Here is an 18,945-nt window from a genome sequence, read left to right as displayed (position 1 = left end):
AGACAGCGAGCTGCTTGTCATCATTCACATGACCGATAGGAAGACTTTCAAAGCCACAAACGAGCACTAAAAACCGAATTCCCCTGCCTCGCGATCGCAGAGCGTTCGATGGAGTTGGCTTTCCACATACCTCTCGCCGCCTCTTGTTGCCTTCCCCTCGCATCCCGATATTGTCTTGCCGAAGCCGGTCCCGCCCGGGCCGCGGCACAATTGAACAATCGTGGGATGAAATCCTGAACGCTTCTGGCGCGTCAGGCAGAGTGGAGATTTGGGAAAGTCGAGATGACGGATCAGAATACGGAAACCAGGACATTCGAGGCGGACGTCTCGCGGCTGCTGCACATGATGGTGCATTCGGTCTATTCGGACCGTGACGTCTTCCTGCGCGAGCTGATCTCCAACGCGGCCGACGCCTGCGAGAAGCTGCGCTTCGAGGCGGTAAGCCGGCCCGAGCTTCTGGGCGACGATGCCAAGCCGCGCATCACCATCGCCGCCGATCCGGACAACAGAGAGCTTGTCGTCGAGGACAACGGCATCGGCATGAGCCGCGACGAGATGGCGGAGGCGCTGGGCACCATCGCGCGCTCCGGCACACGCGCCTTCCTGGAGCGCGTAGAAGCCGGCAAGGCGGCGGAAGACACGCAGCTCATCGGCCAGTTCGGCGTCGGCTTCTATTCCGCCTTCATGGTCGCCGACCGGGTCGACGTCATCAGCCGGCAGGCCGGCAGCGACGAGGCCTTCCGCTGGTCGTCCGACGGCAAGGGCACCTATGAAATCGCGCCGGTGCCGCTTGAGGCGGCGCCCAGGCGCGGCACCCGCGTGGTGCTGCATCTTATGGAGGACGCCTCTTCCTACACCACGCCCTACCGGCTCGAGGGCCTGGCGAAGTCGCAGTCGGGCCATGTGCCGGTGCCGATCACGCTTGTCGAGAAACCCGGCGCCGAGCCGCGCGACATCGCCGACGGCACGGCGCTCTGGGTTCGGCAGAAAGGCGAGATCAAGCCGGAGGAATACACCGACTTCTACCGCAGCATTGCCGGACAGTATGACGAGCCGGCCTCGACCATCCATTTCCGCGCCGAGGGCCGGCAGGAATACAGCGTGCTCGCCTTCGTGCCCGGATCGCGGCCGTTCGACCTGTTCGACCAGGACCGCAAGGGCGGCATGAAGCTCTATGTGCGGCGCGTCTTCATCACCGACGATGCCGATGTGCTGCCGCGCTACCTGCGCTTCGTGCGCGGCCTCGTCGATTCCGCCGACCTGCCGCTCAATGTTTCGCGCGAGATGATCCAGGAAAGCCCCCTGCTCGCCTCGATCCGCAAGGGCGTGACCAACCGCGTTGTCGGCGACGTCCTAAAGCTCGCCGACAACGATGCCGAAGCCTACGCGAAAATCTGGGAGAATTTCGGAGTCGTCCTCAAGGAAGGTCTTTATGAGGATTACGAACGGCGCGAGCAATTGCTGAAGCTTGCCCGCTTCCGCTCGACCGCGTCTGGCGAAGGCTGGCGCAGCCTTGCCGACTATGTTGGAGCGATGAAGGAAGGCCAGAAGGCGATCTTCTTCATGGCCGGCGGCGACCGCGCCCGGCTGGAGGCCTCGCCGCAGTTGGAAGGGTTTCGCGCACGCGGTATCGAGGTGCTGTTGCTCACCGACCCGGTCGACAGTTTCTGGGTAACGATGGCGCCGGAGTTCGACGGCAAGCCGTTCAAGTCGGTGACGCAGGGCGCGGCCGAGCTTGCCGATGTCGCGCTGCCCGAGAGCGCACCAAAGCCAGATGCCGAGACGTCATCGGATATCGCGACATTCCTTGCCTTCGTGAAGACGACGCTTGGCGAGGAGGTATCGGACGTGAAGGCCTCCGACCGGCTGACCGAAAGCGCCGTCTGCCTGGTCGCGCCGGAGCATGGCCCGGACCGCCAGTTCGAACGTCTGCTCAACGCCGCCGGCCGGCTCGAGAAGGCCGCCAAACCGATCCTCGAGATCAACCCGCGCCACGAGCGCGTGGCGGCGCTGGCAAAGCTCGGCGACGACGAGAAGGCGTTCAAGGAAGACGCCGCGCACCTGCTTTACGACGAAGCGCGCGTGCTCGACGGCGACAAGCCGGCCGACGCCAAGGCCTTCTCGGCGCGCCTGGCGCGCCTGATCGATCGCGGGCTCGCGAAGGGGTGATGAGGCCCCTACCGAGATGCGCCGCCCGTGCCTCGTCATCCTGGGGCGAAGCAAGGAGCGCAGCGACGAGCGCAGACCCTAGGATCCATGCCATGACGCTAAGGCGTTGCAGCGGTTACAGAATTCTGCACCGCTGAGCTCTACGACAGGTGTCACGGCATGGATTCTCGGGTCAAGCCCGAGAATGACGAACGGAAAGGCGTCGGCGCCAAACACCACCGGAAGTTGGCACATTGCCGATGATGTACCAAGCGTTACCGTAGGCTCGCGAAACGAACGGCAGGAGCCTCCGATGAAGCGCATCGTTCTGGTCCGGCACTCGGAAGAACCGGGGGACGATCATGTCCAGACGACGCTTGAGGCGAACGGCCATGCGATCACGACCGCGATGCCGTTCAAGGGCGATCCGATCGACCTCGGGTCCGTCGATGGGGCGGTGATCTATGGCGGTCCGTTCAACGTCTTCGAAACCGACATACACCCGTTCCTAAACGACGAAGCCGCGCTGATCGAGCATTGCCTGGACAACGATCTGCCGCTGCTTGGCATCTGCCAGGGCGCGCAGCAGATCGCCTGGCATCTCGGCGCCGATGTCGGGCCGGCGGAAAGCGGCATCAGGGAGTTCGGCTATTTCGAGATCACTCCGACGGCCGAGGCCGGCGATTTCCTAGATCGGCCGCTTTTCCTGCCGCAGAACCACTTTCATACTTTCGCCGTGCCGGCCGGCGCCGTGCATCTCGCCTCGAGCGACACGTTCCCCAATCAGGCGTTCCGGATCGGCGAGAAGACCTACGCTTTGCAATTCCATGCCGAGCAGGGTCCGGCCGGCTTTCGGCGCTGGCAGGAACGGCAAGGCGCGCCCTACGGAACGCTCGGTGCGCAGGGCCGGGACGAACAGGACAGGTTGATGGCGGCCCACCACGCAGCCCAGCTTGCCTGGTTCAGCGGCTTCGTGACCAAGCTGTTCGGCTGAGGCGCTTTTGGTGGGAATTCGCGCATGACCATAGACGGCGTCTGCGATCCGCGTTTTGCCGGAGTGCGCGATGCGTTCGCCTGGTGTTTCGCTCAAGGCCTCGAACATGGCGGCGGCGTCTCGGTCGTGATCCACGGCAGGACCGTCGTCGACCTCTGGGGCGGCCATGCGGATGCCGCGCGCACCTGCCCGTGGCGGCGTGACACGCTGGTCAACGTCTGGTCTTCGACCAAGGGCGTCGTGGCGCTGGCGATCGCGATGCTGGTGGAGCGCGGCAAGCTGGATTATGCCGCACCGGTGGCGCGCTATTGGCCGGAATTCGCGACCGGCGGCAAGGAACGCATCACGCTCGACCAGGTGATGTCGCACCAGTCCGGGCTGAACGGTCTCGCCGTGCCGATGGATGAGGCTGGCCTGCTTGCCTGGGTGCCCTATGCCGACGCGCTTGCCGCCATGTCGCCGCTATGGGAGCCCGGCAGCCGCTGCGTCTATCACGCCCTCACCTACGGCCATCTTGCCGGCGAGGTGCTGCGGCGCGTCGACGGACGCAGCATCGGCGGCTTCATCGCGGAAGAGATCGCAGTCCCGCTTGGTGCCGATTTCCATGTGGGCCTGCCGGAGCCCGAGGATTCCCGCGCAGCCGAGATGATAGAGGGTCCGAAAACGTCCGATTGGGTCGACTTCGTGCGCGCCTCTCCCTTTCCCCACGCATGCGACAACCCAACGCCCCGCGCATTGGCGCCCAACGACCGCGCCTGGCGCGCCGCCGAGGTGCCGGGCGGCAACGGCCAGTCCACCGCGCACGCGCTGGCGCGTATCTACGGCATGATGGCGGCGGGCGGGAGCTTCGAGAGCAAACCCCTGATCGGCCGCGCGGCGATCGAAGAAGCCGCGAGGCCGCGCTTTCGCGGCATGGACGACAGCTTCGCGCTGCCGGCTGCCTTCGCCGCCGGCTATCAGATCGAGGATCCTGTCTATGCCGACCGCGCATCGCCGCAGACATTCGGCCATACCGGCTGGGGCGGCGCCATCGGTTTTGCCGACCCAGGCGCCGGCGTTGGGTTCGGCTATGTCACCAACCGCATGGTGGGTTTCGACGATGTGGACCCGCGCCGCAAAGCCCTGATCGACGCCGTCTACGACGCGCTCTGACGCCAGATGAAGCGCTGTCGGCCGAGGGCCGGCCCTGCCGCCTACCCTCTCAGCCCCGGCGCTTCCTGGCCGGTGCGCGCGACATATTCGGTGTAGCCGCCGCCATAGGTGTGGATGCCGTCTGGCGTCAGTTCCAGCACACGGTTGGAGAGTGCCGCCAGGAAATGGCGGTCGTGCGAGACGAAGAGCATGGTGCCTTCATATTGCGACAGCGCCTCGATCAGCATTTGCTTGGTGGTGATGTCGAGATGGTTGGTCGGCTCGTCGAGCACCAACAGGTTGGGCGGGTCGAACAGCATCAGCGCCATCACCAGCCGCACCTTCTCGCCGCCCGACAGCACCCGGCACTTCTTCTCGATCTCGTCGCCGGAGAAACCGAAGCAGCCGGCAAGCGCGCGCAGCGGCGCCTGGCCGGCCTGCGGAAACGAGTCCTCCAGCGTCTGGAAGACGGTGCGCTCGCCATCGAGCAGCTCCATGGCATGCTGGGCGAAATAGCCCATCTTGACGCTCGGGCCGCGCGCGACGGAGCCCTCGTCCGGCTCGGAGGCGCCGGCGACCAGCTTCAGAAGCGTCGACTTGCCGGCGCCGTTGACGCCCATCACGCACCAGCGCTCGCGGCGGCGGATCTGGAAGTCGAGGCCCGAATAGATATTGCGGCTGCCATAGGCCTTGTGGATGCCCTTCAGCGTCGCCACGTCCTCGCCGCAGCGCGGCGCCGGCTGGAACTCGAAGGCCACCGTCTGGCGCCGCTTCGGCGGTTCGACGCGGTCGATCTTGTCGAGCTTCTTCACCCGGCTCTGCACCTGGGCGGCATGGGAAGCGCGCGCCTTGAAACGCTCGATGAAGGCGATTTCCTTGGCTAGCATCGCCTGCTGGCGCTCGAACTGCGCCTGCAACTGCTTGTCGGCCAGCGCGCGCTGCTCCTGGTAGAATTCGTAATTGCCTGAATAGGAGGTGAGTGCGCCGGCGTCGATCTCGATGATCTTGTTGACGATGCGGTTCATGAACTCGCGGTCGTGCGAGGTCATCAGCAGCGCGCCGTCGTAATCCTTGAGGAATTTCTCCAGCCAGATCAGGCTTTCGAGGTCGAGATGGTTCGACGGCTCGTCGAGCAGCATCACGTCGGGTCGCATCAACAGGATGCGAGCGAGCGCGACGCGCATCTTCCAGCCGCCGGAGAGTTTCGAAACATCGCCGTCCATCATCTCCTGGCTGAAGCCGAGGCCGTCGAGCACCTCGCGGGCGCGACCGTCGAGCGCATAGCCGTCGAGCTCTTCGAAGCGGTGCTGCAGTTCGCCGTAGCGCTCGATGATCTCATCCATCTCGTCGGCGCGGTCGGGATCGCCCATGGCGTGCTCGAGCTCGCGCATCTTGGCGGCCACCGCGCTGACCGGCCCTGCGCCTTCCATGACCTCGGCGACGGCGCTCAAACCGCCCATGTCGCCGACATCCTGGCTGAAATAGCCGATGGTGACGCCGCGATCCACCGAGACCTGGCCCTCGTCCGGCTGCTCCTGGCCGATGATCATCCGGAACAAGGTCGTCTTGCCGGCGCCGTTCGGGCCGACCAGTCCGACCTTCTCGCCCTTCTGCAAGGCGGCCGAGGCTTCGATGAAGACGATCTGTCGGCCGTTCTGCTTGCCGATATTTTCAAGACGGATCATGGGCTCGTAGGGAGTAGGGAGTAGGGAGTAGGGAGTAGGGCCAATAAGCGAATGCGCGGGATAAAGGAACCCCTCATCGCGTCTCGGCCTCGACGTAACCTACTGCCTACTGCCTACTGCCTACTGCCTACTGCCTACTGCCTACTGCCTACTGCCTACTGCCTACTGCCTACTCACCTCGCGTCATGGAAGATGATCCCGACCGTATGCCGCCGCCCTGACCGCAAGCGGCTCACGCCATGGCGCAGGTTGACGCGATAGTACCCCTTCGTGCCTTGCACCGGCCGGTTGTGAACCGCAAAGATCACCGCGTCGCCGCGCTTCAGCGGCACCACCTCGGCGCGGCTTTGCATGCGCGGGCGCTGCTCGGTGAGCACGAATTCGCCGCCGGTGAAATCCTCACCCGGCTCGGACAACAGGACCGCCACCTGCAGCGGAAAGGCGAGCGCGCCGTAGAGGTCCTGATGCAGGCAGTTGAAGTCGCCGGGGCCGTATTGCAGCAGGAGCGGCGTCGGCCTCACCTGGCCTTCGTCGTGGCAGCGCTTCAGGAAGGCGGCGTGTTCGGCCGGATAACGCTGCGCCACACCCATCTTCTCGTTCCAGTCATTGGCGACCATGGCGAGGCGCGGATAGAGCGCGGTGCGCAGGCCCTCGATCAGGTCCGGCAGCGGATATTTGAAATAGCGATACTCGCCCTTGCCGAAGCCGTGGCGGGCCATCACCACATGGCTGCGGAAATGTTCTTCATGCGGATAGAGCGCAGCGAGGTCGGCGCATTCCTCGGGCGCGAGCAGGCCCGGCATGACGGCGCAGCCATTGACGTTGAGCTCGGTGACCAGGACGCGCCAATCCTGCGCGGCGACGCGGGCTTCGGTTGAGCGGCTGGCGCGTTTGGCGTTCACGGAATGGATGGTCATAGGTTGGCTCCATCGCTTGCTTGCCCGAAGATGGGGCGAGCGACCGGGCCAAACCACCCGATTCATGGCAAAGTGGCGAGGCGCTCGAGTTGCCAATCTCCGTCCTTGCGGGGGAGATCAGCAGCTTCACTGCTGGCGATACGCCTCCAGCTCCGGATCGAGGTCCACCTTCACCGCATTGGTAAACACACATGTCGCCACCATGATGCCGGCGAAGGCAACGAGATTGACCAGCAGCGCCTCGTCATAGCGCGCCTTGAGCGCTGCCCAGACTTCATCGGGAACGGCATTGGCATCGGCGGCGACCGCCTTGCCGAACTTTGTCAGCAACGCCTCGTCGCCAGTAGGCCCGATCGCCTCGGGATCGAGGCCGTTGTCGATCAGCGCGCGGCGGAAGAAAGTAACCGGGATTTCTGCCCGCATCGCCTCCGCGATCGTCTTCGAGAACAGCCAGATGGCGCGGTCGTCGAGCGTTGGCTTCAGCAGATCGCGCAGCGTGAACCATTCGGCGTAGATGCGGTGGGCGGCCGGCGAGTGAAGCAGGATGCGCTTCATGTTGGTCATGCGGCCGCGCAGCGCGAGCTCGCGGTCGTGCTCGGCGCGGATGTCGGCGGAAGCGGTCGCGTAGTCGATCGGCGAAAGATGCGCCATCGGCCTCACCCGAGCGTCGCGTGAAGTGCCGGCGCGCCGCGCAGCGTGTTTGAGACGGTGCAGATATCCTCGGCGTCCGCCAGGATCCGCTCTTTCGTCGCGGCATCGAGGTCGCCGGCGATCGTCAGGCGAATATTGAAGGTTTCCAGCCGCGACGGCTCGTCCTTCGCCTTGTCGCCGTTCACATCCGCCCTCACCTCGCCGAGCCGGTCGGCGACGCCGAGACGGGTGGCGGCGATGCGGGCGCTGAGCACCATGCAGGCGGCTAAGGAGGCATAGAGCAGATCGAGCGGACTGAAGCCGGGCGCGCTGACCTGCGTGACCACATCGACCGTGCCGCCGGTCGGTGTCGTGACCACCGGCAGGCCGCCCGGCGGCAGGACGGCGAGCGCGCCGGCGTTTCGGGTTCTGACTTTCAGGTCTGCCATCGCGTGGTCTCCAATTCGGAGACATTGATAGCGGACGGGAATTCATTGAGGCAATCGCCGAGGCAGGCCGTGGGCGATTGGCGTTTCTCGCCCTCATGAAATGGGGAGAGGTGGCTCGGTGAAGCCGAGACGAAGAGGGGGAGCGCCCTACGAAGGCCCCCTCTCCGCTTCGCGGACACCTCTCCCCGCCTCTGGCGGAGAGAGGAACCCAGTTCTGAAACGCTACTTCGTCAGATCGAGCGCCGCCGTCAGGTCGCCCATCGGCGGCTGGTCGTTGTTGCGCAGCGCCTTGTCGCGGGCGACGATGCCGGGCAGTACCGGCAGGTCGTAGCGGTTGGTGATGAAGCGCAGGATCGACGTCGTGTCATACTGCGTGTGGTCGACCATGCCCATCTTGGCATAGGGCGAGATGATGAAGGCGGGGATGCGGTTGGCCGGGCCCCAGCGGTCAGCCTTGGGCGGCGCGACATGGTCCCAGAAGCCGCCATTCTCGTCATAGGTGATGACCACCAGCATGTGCGGCCATTGCGGGCTCTTCTCCAGATGCGCGACGAGGTCGGCCAGATGCTGGTCACCGCTGGTCACGTCGGCATAGCCGGCATGTTCGTTGAGGTTGCCCTGCGGCTTGTAGAAGGAAACCGCCGGCAGCTTGCCGTCGTCGATCGCCTTGATGAATTCGGTGCCGCCGAGGCCGCCGTCCTTGAGGTGCTCGGCCCGCGCGGGCGTGCCCGGCGCATAAGCGGCGAAATAGTTGAAGGGCTGGTGATGAAACTGGAAGTTGGGCACGGGCGTCGCGTTCTTGCCGTCGAGCGCCGCCTGCCAGGCACCTGCATACCAGGCCCAGGAAATGCCCTTGAGCGTCAGGAGGTCGCCGATGGTGATCTCGTGCTGCGGCGGCAGCGTGTTCGGCTGCGCCGGGTCGGCGAGCGCTGCGTCACCGCCTTCGGCCGGCTTGTTGTTGCTCGGCTGGTAGGGCGGCTGCATGGTGTTGACGGCATAGAAGTCGGGGGTGATGGCGCCGTCATTGACGAATTTCGGCACGCCGCCCAGCGCCGAGGGCGGCGCGTTGTCCGCTGCCTTCAGCGTCACGCCGTCCGGCTCGACGACGGCGATCTGGCCCTTTGCCGGGCTGGTGTCGGCATTCGGATAGAAGGGCGCGCAGGCGCAGGCGAGCATGAAGTGGTTGAGGAAAGAGCCGCCAAAGGCGCCCTGGAAGAAATTGTCCGCCAGCACGTATTTCTTGGCGATATTCCACATCGGCAGGATGGAGCCGTCATAATGACCCATCACCAACGAGCCGGAATCGGCCCAGGCGACGAACTTGTCGTTCCGGCCGCCGTCGATCTGCATCTGCTCCTGGTAGAAGCGGTGCCAGAGATCATGGGTGACGACGCCGGTGTTCTCGTTGAAGCCCTTGGGATCGTCGATGGCGAAGACGGCATTGGGGAGATGCGCGGTCTGGGCTTCGGTCACCGCGGGCGTCACGCCCTTGCCGGTCAGTCCGCCCCAGGCCGGCGGCAGTTCGGAAAGCGGCTTGCCGTCGCGGTCGAGCTGACGCGCCTGATCGGGCGACACGTTGGCCAGGCCATTGGCGCCGGGGAAGCCGCCATAGAGGTTATCGAAGCTGCGGTTCTCGGCGTAGATGACGACGACGGTGTCGATCTTGTCGTAGCCGGGAGGAGCCGCGTGGGCAGCAGCGGAGAGCGATGCCAGCGCCGTGGAGGCGAGGCAAAGCGAGAGGAAGGACCGGGGAGAGAGAAAGGATCGGGTCATCGGGAAATGCCTCGTGGCTTGGGAGTGGCTGGAGGACGGCAATGCAGGAACGCAACTGCATTAATGCCGAGCTACTTCGGCGCCTTGTCACCCATGTGACAGTTCCGCAGCGTCCGAACACGGTTTCGTGAGCAAGAAAGCCAGTCATCAATCCGTTGCACTCGATCCTTACGTCGCGAACGAAATCGGGCGAAGAAAACCGGGGATGTCGCCGCAGACGATGGGACGGAAAAATCACGCGATCGTCCTTCTGGCCGCCTCGATCGTCGGCTTGACCGCGCCTGCGAGCACCGCGGGACCGTCCGGTATCCACCCCGGGCCGATGTCGCGCCAGGAAGCCTTCGCCCGCGCCGACGCGCTGACGGCGCTTGGACGGCAGATGTTCCTTGACCCTGCGCTGTCGGCCTCGGGCAAGCAGGCCTGCTCGTCCTGCCACGATCCCAACCACGCCTTCGGACCGGCCTCGGCGGCACCCGTCGAGATGGGCGGAGCCAAGCTCGACCGACCCGGTGTCCGCGCCGTGCCGTCGCTGCGCTACCTGCAGGCGGCACCTGCCTTCACCGAGCATTTCCACGACTCCGAGGACGAAGGCGACGAGAGCGTCGACAATGGCCCGACCGGCGGCCTGACCTGGGACGGCCGCGCCGACCACGGTAAGGACCAGGCGAGGATCCCGCTGCTGTCGCCCTTCGAGATGGGCAACAAGGACGAGGCTGAGGTGGTCGCTGCGCTGCGCAAGGCGCCCTATGCCGACGCCTTCGAGGCGGCGTTCGGCGCCGATGTGTTCGAGCACCCGCGGGATGCCTTCGACGCCGCGGTCGAAGCGCTCGGCACATTCGAGCAGAGCAGCGCCGATTTCTATCCCTATTCCAGCCGCTACGATGCTTTCCTCGCCGGCAAGGCGCAGCTCTCGGCGCAGGAATTGCGCGGCCGCCTGCTGTTCGAGGACGAAGCGAAGGGCAATTGCGCGAGCTGCCATCTCAGCGAGCCCGCCAATGACGGCGAGCCGCCGCAGTTCACCGACTACGGCCTGATCGCGATCGCCGTGCCGCGTAATCCGGCGATCCCCGCCAATGCCGATCCCAATTATGTCGACCTTGGCCTGTGCGGACCGCTGCGCACCGATTTCAGGAGCCATGGCGAATATTGCGGCCTGTTCAAGACGCCGACCCTGCGCAACGTGGCCTTGCGAAAGAGCTTCTTCCACAACGGCTATTTCCACTCGCTGCGCGAGGCGGTCGCCTTCTACGCCAGCCGCGATACGGATCCCGGACGCTGGTATCCGAAGAAGGCGGACGGCACGGTCGACAAATTCGACGACCTGCCAAAGGCTTACTGGCCGAACCTCAACACCGACCCACCCTTCAACGGCAAAAAGCCGGGCGACAAGGCGGCGCTGAGCGACGCCGAGATCGACGACATCGTCGCCTTCCTCGGAACGCTGACCGACGCCGACCAGGCTGGGCAATAGGGCGACCGGCAGCCAAGAGACTGGTAGGGCACACGGCCTGCTTGCAGCCGGAGCCGTGCTATCCACCGCAAAAGTGTGCCAATGTGAGCCACATCATAGGAACGCCAAGTCGCGCCTGCTATATTGCCCACCTCTTCACAGATGGAGTCTGCGATGAGGTTCGTCGCGGTGCAGGAGCCGCCCGGCGGCAGTTGGGCGGTGTTCGATGCGGGCAATGGCGCGCCGGCCGAATATGCCGGCCGGGTGCTTATCGGCCTGACATCGCGCGAGGCCCGCTGGTTCGTCGCCGCGGGCAACGACCAGGCGGCTTGGCCACGGCCCGGCCGGCCAGGCGCGCACCTACGGTTGGTCAGCGCAGGCGGCTCGCAGCCGATGCGCGAAAGGCACGGCCAAACAGGCGGTTGAGAAGACGCACTGACGGATTGATTCAAGCCGGCGCGACCTCGGTGTCGCTCCTCATTGTGCCGGCGCGTAGCGGCTCACCACCATGCCGCTGGCATAGGGCTTCGAGCCGAGGAGCTTCAGCCTGCCAAAACCGCCCTTCTCGAAGATGCGGCGGCCGCTGCCCAGAACCGCCGGATTGATGAAGAGATGGTACTCGTCGACCAGGCCGGCGGCGATCAGCGCGGCGGCAAAGCCCGCGCCGCCGAACACGGCGATGTCGCCGCCCTTGCCTTGCTTCAGCGCATCGACCTCGCGCGGCAGGTCGCCACTGACGACGCGCGTGCGTTCCCAGCGCGATGTTTCGAGCTTGTCGCTCGCCACAACCTTCTCAGCCTCGACGATGCGCTGCGCGAAGGCATAGAAAGGGTCCCTCGGATATTTCTTCGCCGCATTGCCCCAATGGGTCAGATACCCCTCCTCAGCCATCTTGCGGCTCAACAGGATGGTGTCGATTGTTTGGAAGGCAGCGTTGAAATCCTGCTTGAGTTCTTCGTCCCAGGCATTGTCATCGCCCCATTCCCAGAGCTGCCAGCGATACCCCTCGTCGGCGCCGACAAAGCCGTCGACCGACATCTGCATCTGAAGGATGAGCTTTTTCATTTTGGTTCTCCTCGCTAGGAATTTCTGCCGTGAAGGTTCAGGCGGCTCAGCGCGAACGGGCGAAAGCCTGCGCCCAGGCTTCGAAGCTGGTCGGCGTGGCGTTTTCGGCCGACGGTGCTTCCAGCGCCCAGCGCTCGCCTCTGTTGAAGCTTGCCGCCGTCTCGCCAAGCGCGTCGGCAAAACTTGCCGATATGCCATTGGCCACCATGCCGGCCCGCGCATCGGCGAACGAGGCCTCATGATAGGTGACATCCTTGCCCATCGCCCGGCCTAGAATCGTGGTGGCCTGTTCGAGCGTGTAGTCGCCGCCGCCGTGCAATTCGACAACGCGCCGGGCCGGGAAATGTTCGGCGCTCAACAGGGCGGCGGCGCGCTCGCCAACGTCCTTGGCGGCGATCAGCGGCATCGGCAGGTCGCCGCGGAAGGGCGAGGCGAAGACGCCGGCCGCCGCCTGCTCGACGAAGCCCATGCCCTTGACGAAATTCTCCATGAAGAAGGCGGAACGCAGATAGACGAGTTCCTCCAGGCCCAGCGCGGCAAGCCGCTCCTCCATCATCGCGGCGCCAAGCGAGGTACCCATTCTGAGATGGGCATTGAGGCCGCTGAGCAGCACGACACGGCGCAGGCCCGCCTTGGCGATGGACGATGCTAGCCTAGCGCCGACCTCATCTTCGAACGTATGCAGATCGGGCGCGGTGACATCGAAGGGGATCGTCACGTAAGCGCTGTCGGCGCCCGAGAAGACGGCGTCCAGCGCCGCCTGGTCGTCAAGCGCAACGCCGAGGCTGCGGGCGACGCCGCGCACCATGTGCCCTGCCTCGGTCAGCCTGGCCGAGACCTCGGCGCCCACTTCGCTGGTTGCGCCGACGACTACGATCGTACGGTTGGCTTGCCGGTTCATGTCGATCTCCTTGTCAAATGATTTACTTTTGGAACCATTTGACGCAAAGCGGAAACGATGTCAATAGTAAAGTGATTTAAAAATGGAACCATATTGATGTCGACCAAGGACCGATCCGGCTGCCCGATCAACCTCTCGCTCGAACTGCTCGGCGACCGCTGGACGTTGCTCATCATCCGCGACCTGGTCTTCGCCGGGAAAAGGCATTTTCGCGAGTTCCTGCAATCCGACGAAGGCATCTCGTCCCGCACGCTGGCCGAGCGGCTGCAGACACTGGTCGACGAAGGCGTCCTCACCCGCAGCGACGACCCGAGCCACGGCTTGAAGGCGATCTATCGGCTGACCGATGCCGGCATCGACCTTTTGCCGGTGCTGGCGACGCTGGGCGCCTGGGGCAGCAAATATCGCAAGGCGGATGACAAGCTCGCGCAGCTAGCGGATGAGCTGGCGGCCGGCGGCCAGCCGGCGCTTGAGCGGATGAAGCAGAAACTGAGAGTCGAGCATCTGGGATAGGCGGCGCGACCTGCTGTCTGCGCGCTGGCCCTCTCAATGCCGCGGTTGGGCCAACCGCCGGCGTCTGCTGTCCACGAGCCGTTCGATCCTCATTGGACAACAATCCCCGCGGTCCGTCAGCGAGCACGCCCGCTTCCCAGCGGCCTGACAGGCTCCTCCGCCGGAGGCTCCCCGGGCAGCCCCAATCGCAGCCGCTCCTCTTCGGCAAAGATCTCGGCCTGCGCGTGAATGTCGAACAATTGCTGCGTCAGCCTGCCGCCGTCGACGACGCGCACGATCCATTGGTTATTGACGGCTTTTACGCGGACACTGTCTGGCTCGCTTGTCACCATATACGTCCCCTGCTCTTCGCTCGAAGAACTGCCTGTTTCCGACCCAATACGATCTAGCGCGGCTGGATTTACCGAAAAGCGGTTCTTATTGGTCTTTAGTGCAAAATAACTCGCCGGCATTCGATATATTTACGGAGGCCGATGAATAAAACGATTTGTGGTGGAGCAGGCCCGTTTCACGCTCGGCCTCAACGGAACTCGACTTCAATATGCCGTTCCGCCTGCAGGACGATACGGCAGCGGGCTTCGAAAGCGTCCGAGCGAACCTGCAAAACGAATGTCTCCGGTACGCCGATCGCGCTGGTCACGTCGAGGGTTCCTCGCGCACGTCGGGCACCACGAGCGGCGTCATGTCCTGAAGCGTGTATTTGCAGAAGGTCTGGTCGCGGCTGACCTCACGGTTCTCCAGCCCGTCATAAGCCTTGTAGCCGTCGATCATCGAGACGATGGCGACAGGCAGGTCGAAGATGTTCCTGATCAGCCTGGTGATGCGGTCGAAGGCCTCGTCGCGCGGCGTGTCGATCACGTCCAAGCGGTTGAGCGCATCGATGCGCCGGGCCTCGGCAGGGTCGTCCATCGCCAGCGGCGGAGTTTCGGTGAGCGCCTGATGTACGGCGTCAGCCTCGTTGCCAGTCCTACCCGCCTTGTGGCGGAGGATGCTTGGCAGGACTGAGCATTCGGTGAAGGGGGACAGCGGCCACATGACGGCGGCGCGGCCCGGCAGCCTTGGGGGGTGATACTGGGTTCGGCGGCCGGGCCTGACCGGAGTTTGCGAGGCCGCCGGCTGTTGTGAGCATGCGCTTGGGCCCGGCCAAGGACAAGAACGACCTAGGCCCTAGGACCAAAGGGCATAGTCAAGACGGCCGAATTGTCATTGGCCAATTGCGATCGGAGCGACCCGAAATAGCGCGCCGCAAGCCGACCGCGTCAAAAGCCGAAGAAATGCCGGCCGACCAGATAGCCGATCGCCGCGACGACCAGCGGAAACAGCGCCGGCGCGGCCTTGCCGAGCAGCGAGGGGTTCATCTCCTTGGCCGGAGCACTGGGTTTGGCATTGCCGAGGTTTTTGGTCATGAACCCGTTACCGGTTGGCTAACTGCCGGCTGAGCCATTAAATTAGAAATCGCTTATTAAGTTTCCGGCAAGCCCAACGCTACAATTAGCGGCAATTTATTCCGATTGCTGGGTACGCTCGGCAAGCGCGAAGGCCTGAAGATTGCGCGACTTGCCGGGATCCTGGTCGGCATTGGCGATGATGGCGTGGAAGGCCGCGCGGGCAATATCCTTCTTCCTGGCAGCCGGATGCAGTTTTCGCACCGCCTTGAGCAGGTCTTTCGGTTTCATATCGGGGGTGACAACGCGCATCAGCGTATCGCCCATGGCCTGCAATTCGCTGGCATCCATAACGATGAACCCTTTTTGGCGGCATCCAGCCTAGCATATTGCGAGGCGAGCGCGTCACTTTTGTGATGCGCGCCGATGGAGCCGGCGTCCCTAAAGAATTTTCGTGGCGAACGCGTCCAGCCGCGAATTCTCGCGATAGCAAAGCCGCACGGCCAGGGCGGCGGCAATCCCGCTAGCCGCGCCGCCGGCGACGTCACCGGCATAGTGGATGCCGATATGCAGCCGCGACCAGCAGATCAGCACGGCCATGACGAGCAGGGCCAGCGTGCGGCGCGGCAGCGCCTGCATGGCGAAGGCAGCGACGATGGCCATGCTGGCGGTCGCGTGGTCGGACGGGAACGACCAGTCGGCGCTGGGCGCGATGAGGAGATGCGTGACGCCTGCATCATATGGCCTGATCCGGTGGACGAACAGCAGGATCACCTGGTTGATCGCCAACCCGAAGAGGAAGGAAAGGCCAGCGGACAGGCAGGCATGGCGCACATGGGCGCGGTCGGTCCTGGACCACCATTGCAGGGCGACGGCAATCACCATCAGCGGCACGCCGATTTGTGAGATGGCGATCATTGTTCTATCAAGGAGCGGGCTGACGCCGGCAGCGGCGTTGATCCAATGCGTGAGAGAAGCGTCCATTCTATCTTGATTTCTATCCTGATTTCCCTGGCCTATCGTGAGGTCGACCGTTGAAGCCCGCCGGCGAGCATCGCATTCACCAGCTCTTTGAGGTCAGCGTATGGCTGAAAGGTGCCCATGCCTTGATCGAGTGCGCCGGCGGCGTTCTGCTTTACCTCGTCACCACCGGAACCATCGCTTCCTGGGTCAACATGTTCACCCAGGAAGAGCTGATCGAAGATCCGAACGATTTCATAGCTGGCTATCTGTCGCGGATGGCCAGCCAGTTTTCGCTGGACAGCAAGGAATTCTATGCCTTCTACCTGCTTAGTCACGGCCTCATTAAGCTGCTTCTGGTCATAGGCCTGCTGCGGGGCAAGTTGTGGTCCTACCCGGCCTCGTTGGTGGCGCTCGGCCTCTTCATGGCCTACCAGGTCTATCGCTACTCCTACACGCATTCGCCCGGCCTGCTCGTGCTGACCGTCTTCGATGCAGCCGTCATGTGGCTGATCTGGCAGGAGTGGAAGATGGTGCGCCACCATGGGTCCGCCTGACGAGGCGCCGGCCAACGGCAATCATAGCGGCAGCGGACCCAAATGCCTGGAACTTGGTCTGAAATCTTTCCAGCACAAAGTCTTATTTCTGCTTTCAAGAGTCTTCAATTCATCTTTTCTGGCCCTGAAGGAGGTATAATCCTCCAGCGCCACGTTGCCTTGAAGTTAGCAACGGAGGTCCATCTGCCGAAAGTGACTTCAACTCGATTCTTCCGGCTGGCGCTGCGCGCTTCCATAGCAGCGGATTTTGCGGTTGCGCAGTCGGGTGCAATCGGCACCAAGTCACCCCGCCCGCTCGGCGGGGTGACTTTTTTCGGGGAGATCGTCGTGACTACGGCGGCAAGCCGATCGCCGCCGACTCTCGCCGCACTGGCCCACAAGTTTTGCAACTGGCTTGTTCGGTATTCTTAAAGTTGTCGCATTTTGACCCAAATCGGCCTCTAGCCGGCTGAAGTGCTGCGGTTCCGGTCTTCACGGTTTCTTGACAGAGGCCGGAAAAACGGGCAGCAAGTCGGGTGAGGGAGAGCATTTCTACCGTGGCGCAGACCATGGAGGGCTCTTTTTTCGTATGGACCGTCGCCAAATCGGCGATTGGTGGAGGGATTGGTTAACCATCTTTGTCCATCTTTTGAATCAATCGGCAACAGACGCGTGAAGGTGCAGGGGGCACCAGCGAACTGTGATCGTGACGGGTGCCAGGTCCGCAAACCGGCATGCCGATTGAGAGTGGTCGTATGGCGTTTTTGCGTTTGAAAAGCCGGGGTGACGCTCCTCACGGGGAGGTAACTTCGAAAAAGTCTGGTCATCGTTGGGTCGTGGTGCCTGCTGTCGGCGCCGCCCTCGCCCTGTGGTCCATCGCCACCTTGGCGGGGCTCTATTCGGTGAGCACCTCGCTGACCGCCGCTTCCAACGGATTGCCGCAAGGTTTGCTTTCGCCGCGCAACATCGCGCTTGGCGACCAGCGCCGGCTGATCGCCAACGCCTGGGCGCCGCGTCTTTCCGCCAATGGCGGCTACCAGGCGGGCTCGCTCATCGGCGGCTGCGACGCCGGCTGTTTCAGCCTCGCGACAAGCTTCAGACATAACGGCCAAGCTGCTGAAAAACCGAAGAATGAAGGCCACGACGGCAAGACGGCGCGCCTCAGGCTGCCGTCGCCCGACAGCGTTGCGCAGGAGAAGGTCGTGGTGGTGGCTTCGGCCGCCGGAGCCGCCGACCGTTTCGACGGCGTGGTGAAGAAGGCCGCGCTTTCGCCGCAGAAGCTTGCCGAAGCCTTTGCCCGCGCCGAGAACGCGCCGTTCCTGCTTGCCAGCCTGCCTTCGGCAAGCCGCTTCGGCGGCGCGCTGCCGGGCGCCCCGGCGGAAGCCCGCTTCGGTTCGCAGCCGGCTGAAATCGCCGGCGCTTCCGACTTGGCGCTGGCGCTTGCCAACATGGCGCCGGAGGACACGGCCGACGTTCCAACCGCCGTCGCGCTCGAAAACAGCGACGCGCCTGATGCCGCCGACAACTCGGATAACGGCCAGGGCGGCGAATATCAGGTCGCCTCGCTGCCGCCCCAGGACGATCTGCCCGACACCATTGCCGTGCCAGGCCTTCGCCCGCGCACCACGCTCGAGCGCGCTACCGAGGCGCCCGAACAGAACGCGGCCAAGCCGCAGAAACTAGAGATCGCGAAGCCGCAGGCGGCCAGGGCCAAGCCGCAGCCGGCCGACACCGCGCAAGGCGCGCCGACGGCGGTCTCGCCCAGGAACGGCGACCAGGCCCTGCCGGGCGTGCCGGGCTCAAAGCCGCTCGTGGCCGACTCCAAGCCCGGCAAGCGCAAGGCGCAGGCGTCCGAGATGCTCGCCTATGCCAAGCCTGACACGCCGGAAAGAGGCGGCCTCGGCAGCGCGTTCCGCAATCTTTTCAACGGTCCCTCCACGGGCAATGGCGTCGCCGTCTACGATATTTCGGCGAGGACCGTCTACATGCCCGACGGCTCGAAGCTGGAGGCGCATTCGGGACTTGGTTCGATGGTCGACCAGCCACGCTTCGTGGACCGCAAGAATGTCGGTCCGACACCGCCCGACACATACAATCTGTCCATCCGTGAATCGCGCTTCCACGGTGTCGAGGCGATCCGGCTGACGCCGGCCAGCGGCAGGAACAAATACGGCCGCAACGGCCTGCTCGCGCATACCTATATGCTGCGCGGCGGCCGCGCCGAGTCCAATGGCTGCGTCGTCTTCAGGGACTACCACCGCTTCCTCGCCGCTTACAAAAAGGGCAAGATCAAGCGTCTTGTCGTCGTCCCGCGGCTCATAAGGTCCCCCACCCAGGTCGCCCAGGAAGGCCGCCAGGGTTAAGCCGAACCTGGCCGGCGCGCTGGTCGCCGGCTGTTATCGATCCCC

General features: G+C 64.2%; 20 protein-coding genes. 8 read left to right on the top strand and 12 right to left on the bottom strand.

The window, feature by feature from the left end; all coding sequences use genetic code 11:
- The first annotated feature begins 282 nt into the window (after positions 1 to 282).
- The 3 genes from htpG to FJ957_RS11860 all read left to right on the top strand — a co-directional run bounded on the left by htpG (position 283) and on the right by FJ957_RS11860 (position 4,294).
- Positions 283 to 2,169 (top strand): molecular chaperone HtpG, encoded by a 1,887-nt coding sequence (gene htpG / locus FJ957_RS11870; protein ID WP_140831517.1) that lies wholly within the window; start codon positions 283 to 285, stop codon positions 2,167 to 2,169.
- 292 nt (positions 2,170 to 2,461) lie between these two features.
- The gene (locus FJ957_RS11865) at positions 2,462 to 3,142 is read left to right on the top strand and encodes a glutamine amidotransferase (RefSeq protein ID WP_140831515.1); all 681 of its coding nucleotides are present in this window, start codon (positions 2,462 to 2,464) and stop codon (positions 3,140 to 3,142) included.
- A gap of 24 nt (positions 3,143 to 3,166) precedes the next feature.
- Positions 3,167 to 4,294, top strand: coding sequence for a serine hydrolase domain-containing protein (locus FJ957_RS11860; protein WP_140831513.1), 1,128 nt, complete (start codon positions 3,167 to 3,169; stop codon positions 4,292 to 4,294).
- A 41-nt stretch (positions 4,295 to 4,335) separates the two neighbouring features.
- Here FJ957_RS11860 and FJ957_RS11855 read toward each other — a convergent pair whose 3' ends face one another.
- The 5 genes from FJ957_RS11855 to FJ957_RS11835 all read right to left on the bottom strand — a co-directional run bounded on the left by FJ957_RS11855 (position 4,336) and on the right by FJ957_RS11835 (position 9,727).
- Positions 4,336 to 5,958, bottom strand: coding sequence for an ABC-F family ATP-binding cassette domain-containing protein (locus FJ957_RS11855; protein WP_140831511.1), 1,623 nt, complete (start codon positions 5,956 to 5,958; stop codon positions 4,336 to 4,338).
- A gap of 173 nt (positions 5,959 to 6,131) precedes the next feature.
- Positions 6,132 to 6,875 carry a 2OG-Fe(II) oxygenase gene (locus tag FJ957_RS11850; RefSeq protein WP_140831509.1) on the bottom strand — a complete coding sequence of 248 codons (744 nt, stop codon included), beginning with the start codon at positions 6,873 to 6,875 and terminating at the stop codon, positions 6,132 to 6,134.
- A gap of 126 nt (positions 6,876 to 7,001) precedes the next feature.
- Positions 7,002 to 7,526: a hypothetical protein gene (locus FJ957_RS11845; RefSeq protein WP_140831507.1), complete on the bottom strand. Its 525-nt coding sequence runs from the start codon at positions 7,524 to 7,526 to the stop codon at positions 7,002 to 7,004.
- 5 nt (positions 7,527 to 7,531) lie between these two features.
- Positions 7,532 to 7,954 carry an OsmC family protein gene (locus FJ957_RS11840; protein ID WP_140831505.1) on the bottom strand — a complete coding sequence of 141 codons (423 nt, stop codon included), beginning with the start codon at positions 7,952 to 7,954 and terminating at the stop codon, positions 7,532 to 7,534.
- Between the two features lie 222 nt (positions 7,955 to 8,176).
- Positions 8,177 to 9,727, bottom strand: coding sequence for an acid phosphatase (locus tag FJ957_RS11835; protein ID WP_140831503.1), 1,551 nt, complete (start codon positions 9,725 to 9,727; stop codon positions 8,177 to 8,179).
- A 205-nt stretch (positions 9,728 to 9,932) separates the two neighbouring features.
- On the opposite strand from FJ957_RS11835, the gene FJ957_RS11830 reads away from it, so the two are divergent.
- Together FJ957_RS11830 and FJ957_RS11825 are read left to right on the top strand one after the other, a co-directional pair.
- Positions 9,933 to 11,198 (top strand): cytochrome-c peroxidase, encoded by a 1,266-nt coding sequence (locus FJ957_RS11830; protein WP_140831501.1) that lies wholly within the window; start codon positions 9,933 to 9,935, stop codon positions 11,196 to 11,198.
- Between the two features lie 153 nt (positions 11,199 to 11,351).
- Positions 11,352 to 11,603 carry a hypothetical protein gene (locus tag FJ957_RS11825; RefSeq protein WP_140831499.1) on the top strand — a complete coding sequence of 84 codons (252 nt, stop codon included), beginning with the start codon at positions 11,352 to 11,354 and terminating at the stop codon, positions 11,601 to 11,603.
- 51 nt (positions 11,604 to 11,654) lie between these two features.
- On the opposite strand, the gene FJ957_RS11820 is transcribed toward FJ957_RS11825, so the two are convergent.
- Both FJ957_RS11820 and FJ957_RS11815 read right to left on the bottom strand, forming a co-directional pair.
- A complete protein-coding gene (locus FJ957_RS11820; RefSeq protein WP_140831497.1) occupies positions 11,655 to 12,242 on the bottom strand; it encodes a dihydrofolate reductase family protein in 588 nt (195 codons plus the stop codon).
- Positions 12,243 to 12,288: 46 nt separating this feature from the next.
- Complete coding sequence (locus tag FJ957_RS11815; RefSeq protein ID WP_140831495.1) at positions 12,289 to 13,143, bottom strand: NmrA family NAD(P)-binding protein; 855 nt, start codon at positions 13,141 to 13,143, stop codon at positions 12,289 to 12,291.
- Positions 13,144 to 13,239: 96 nt separating this feature from the next.
- On the opposite strand from FJ957_RS11815, the gene FJ957_RS11810 reads away from it, so the two are divergent.
- Entirely contained in the window at positions 13,240 to 13,656 is a 417-nt protein-coding gene (locus FJ957_RS11810) for a helix-turn-helix domain-containing protein (RefSeq protein ID WP_140831493.1), read from the top strand.
- A gap of 116 nt (positions 13,657 to 13,772) precedes the next feature.
- On the opposite strand, the gene FJ957_RS11805 is transcribed toward FJ957_RS11810, so the two are convergent.
- The 5 genes from FJ957_RS11805 to FJ957_RS11785 form a co-directional block, all read right to left on the bottom strand.
- Complete coding sequence (locus tag FJ957_RS11805; RefSeq protein ID WP_140831491.1) at positions 13,773 to 13,988, bottom strand: hypothetical protein; 216 nt, start codon at positions 13,986 to 13,988, stop codon at positions 13,773 to 13,775.
- 304 nt (positions 13,989 to 14,292) lie between these two features.
- Positions 14,293 to 14,691: a hypothetical protein gene (locus tag FJ957_RS11800; RefSeq protein ID WP_140831489.1), complete on the bottom strand. Its 399-nt coding sequence runs from the start codon at positions 14,689 to 14,691 to the stop codon at positions 14,293 to 14,295.
- 224 nt (positions 14,692 to 14,915) lie between these two features.
- On the bottom strand, positions 14,916 to 15,062 hold the full coding sequence (locus FJ957_RS11795; protein WP_140831487.1) for a hypothetical protein: 147 nt from the start codon (positions 15,060 to 15,062) through the stop codon (positions 14,916 to 14,918).
- Positions 15,063 to 15,158: 96 nt separating this feature from the next.
- Positions 15,159 to 15,392, bottom strand: coding sequence for a hypothetical protein (locus FJ957_RS11790; protein WP_140831485.1), 234 nt, complete (start codon positions 15,390 to 15,392; stop codon positions 15,159 to 15,161).
- Between the two features lie 90 nt (positions 15,393 to 15,482).
- Positions 15,483 to 15,959, bottom strand: coding sequence for a phosphatase PAP2 family protein (locus tag FJ957_RS11785; RefSeq protein WP_348642558.1), 477 nt, complete (start codon positions 15,957 to 15,959; stop codon positions 15,483 to 15,485).
- 116 nt (positions 15,960 to 16,075) lie between these two features.
- On the opposite strand from FJ957_RS11785, the gene FJ957_RS11780 reads away from it, so the two are divergent.
- Positions 16,076 to 16,558, top strand: coding sequence for a DUF2127 domain-containing protein (locus FJ957_RS11780; RefSeq protein WP_140831481.1), 483 nt, complete (start codon positions 16,076 to 16,078; stop codon positions 16,556 to 16,558).
- 815 nt (positions 16,559 to 17,373) lie between these two features.
- Positions 17,374 to 18,900, top strand: a complete 1,527-nt coding sequence (locus FJ957_RS11775; RefSeq protein WP_246685813.1) for a tlde1 domain-containing protein — start codon at positions 17,374 to 17,376, stop codon at positions 18,898 to 18,900.
- Positions 18,901 to 18,945: the final 45 nt, after the last annotated feature.

This window comes from Mesorhizobium sp. B2-4-6 (genome assembly GCF_006442775.1).
Taxonomy (GTDB): Bacteria; Pseudomonadota; Alphaproteobacteria; order Rhizobiales; family Rhizobiaceae; genus Mesorhizobium.
This window is presented reverse-complemented; position numbering and strand designations above follow the sequence as displayed.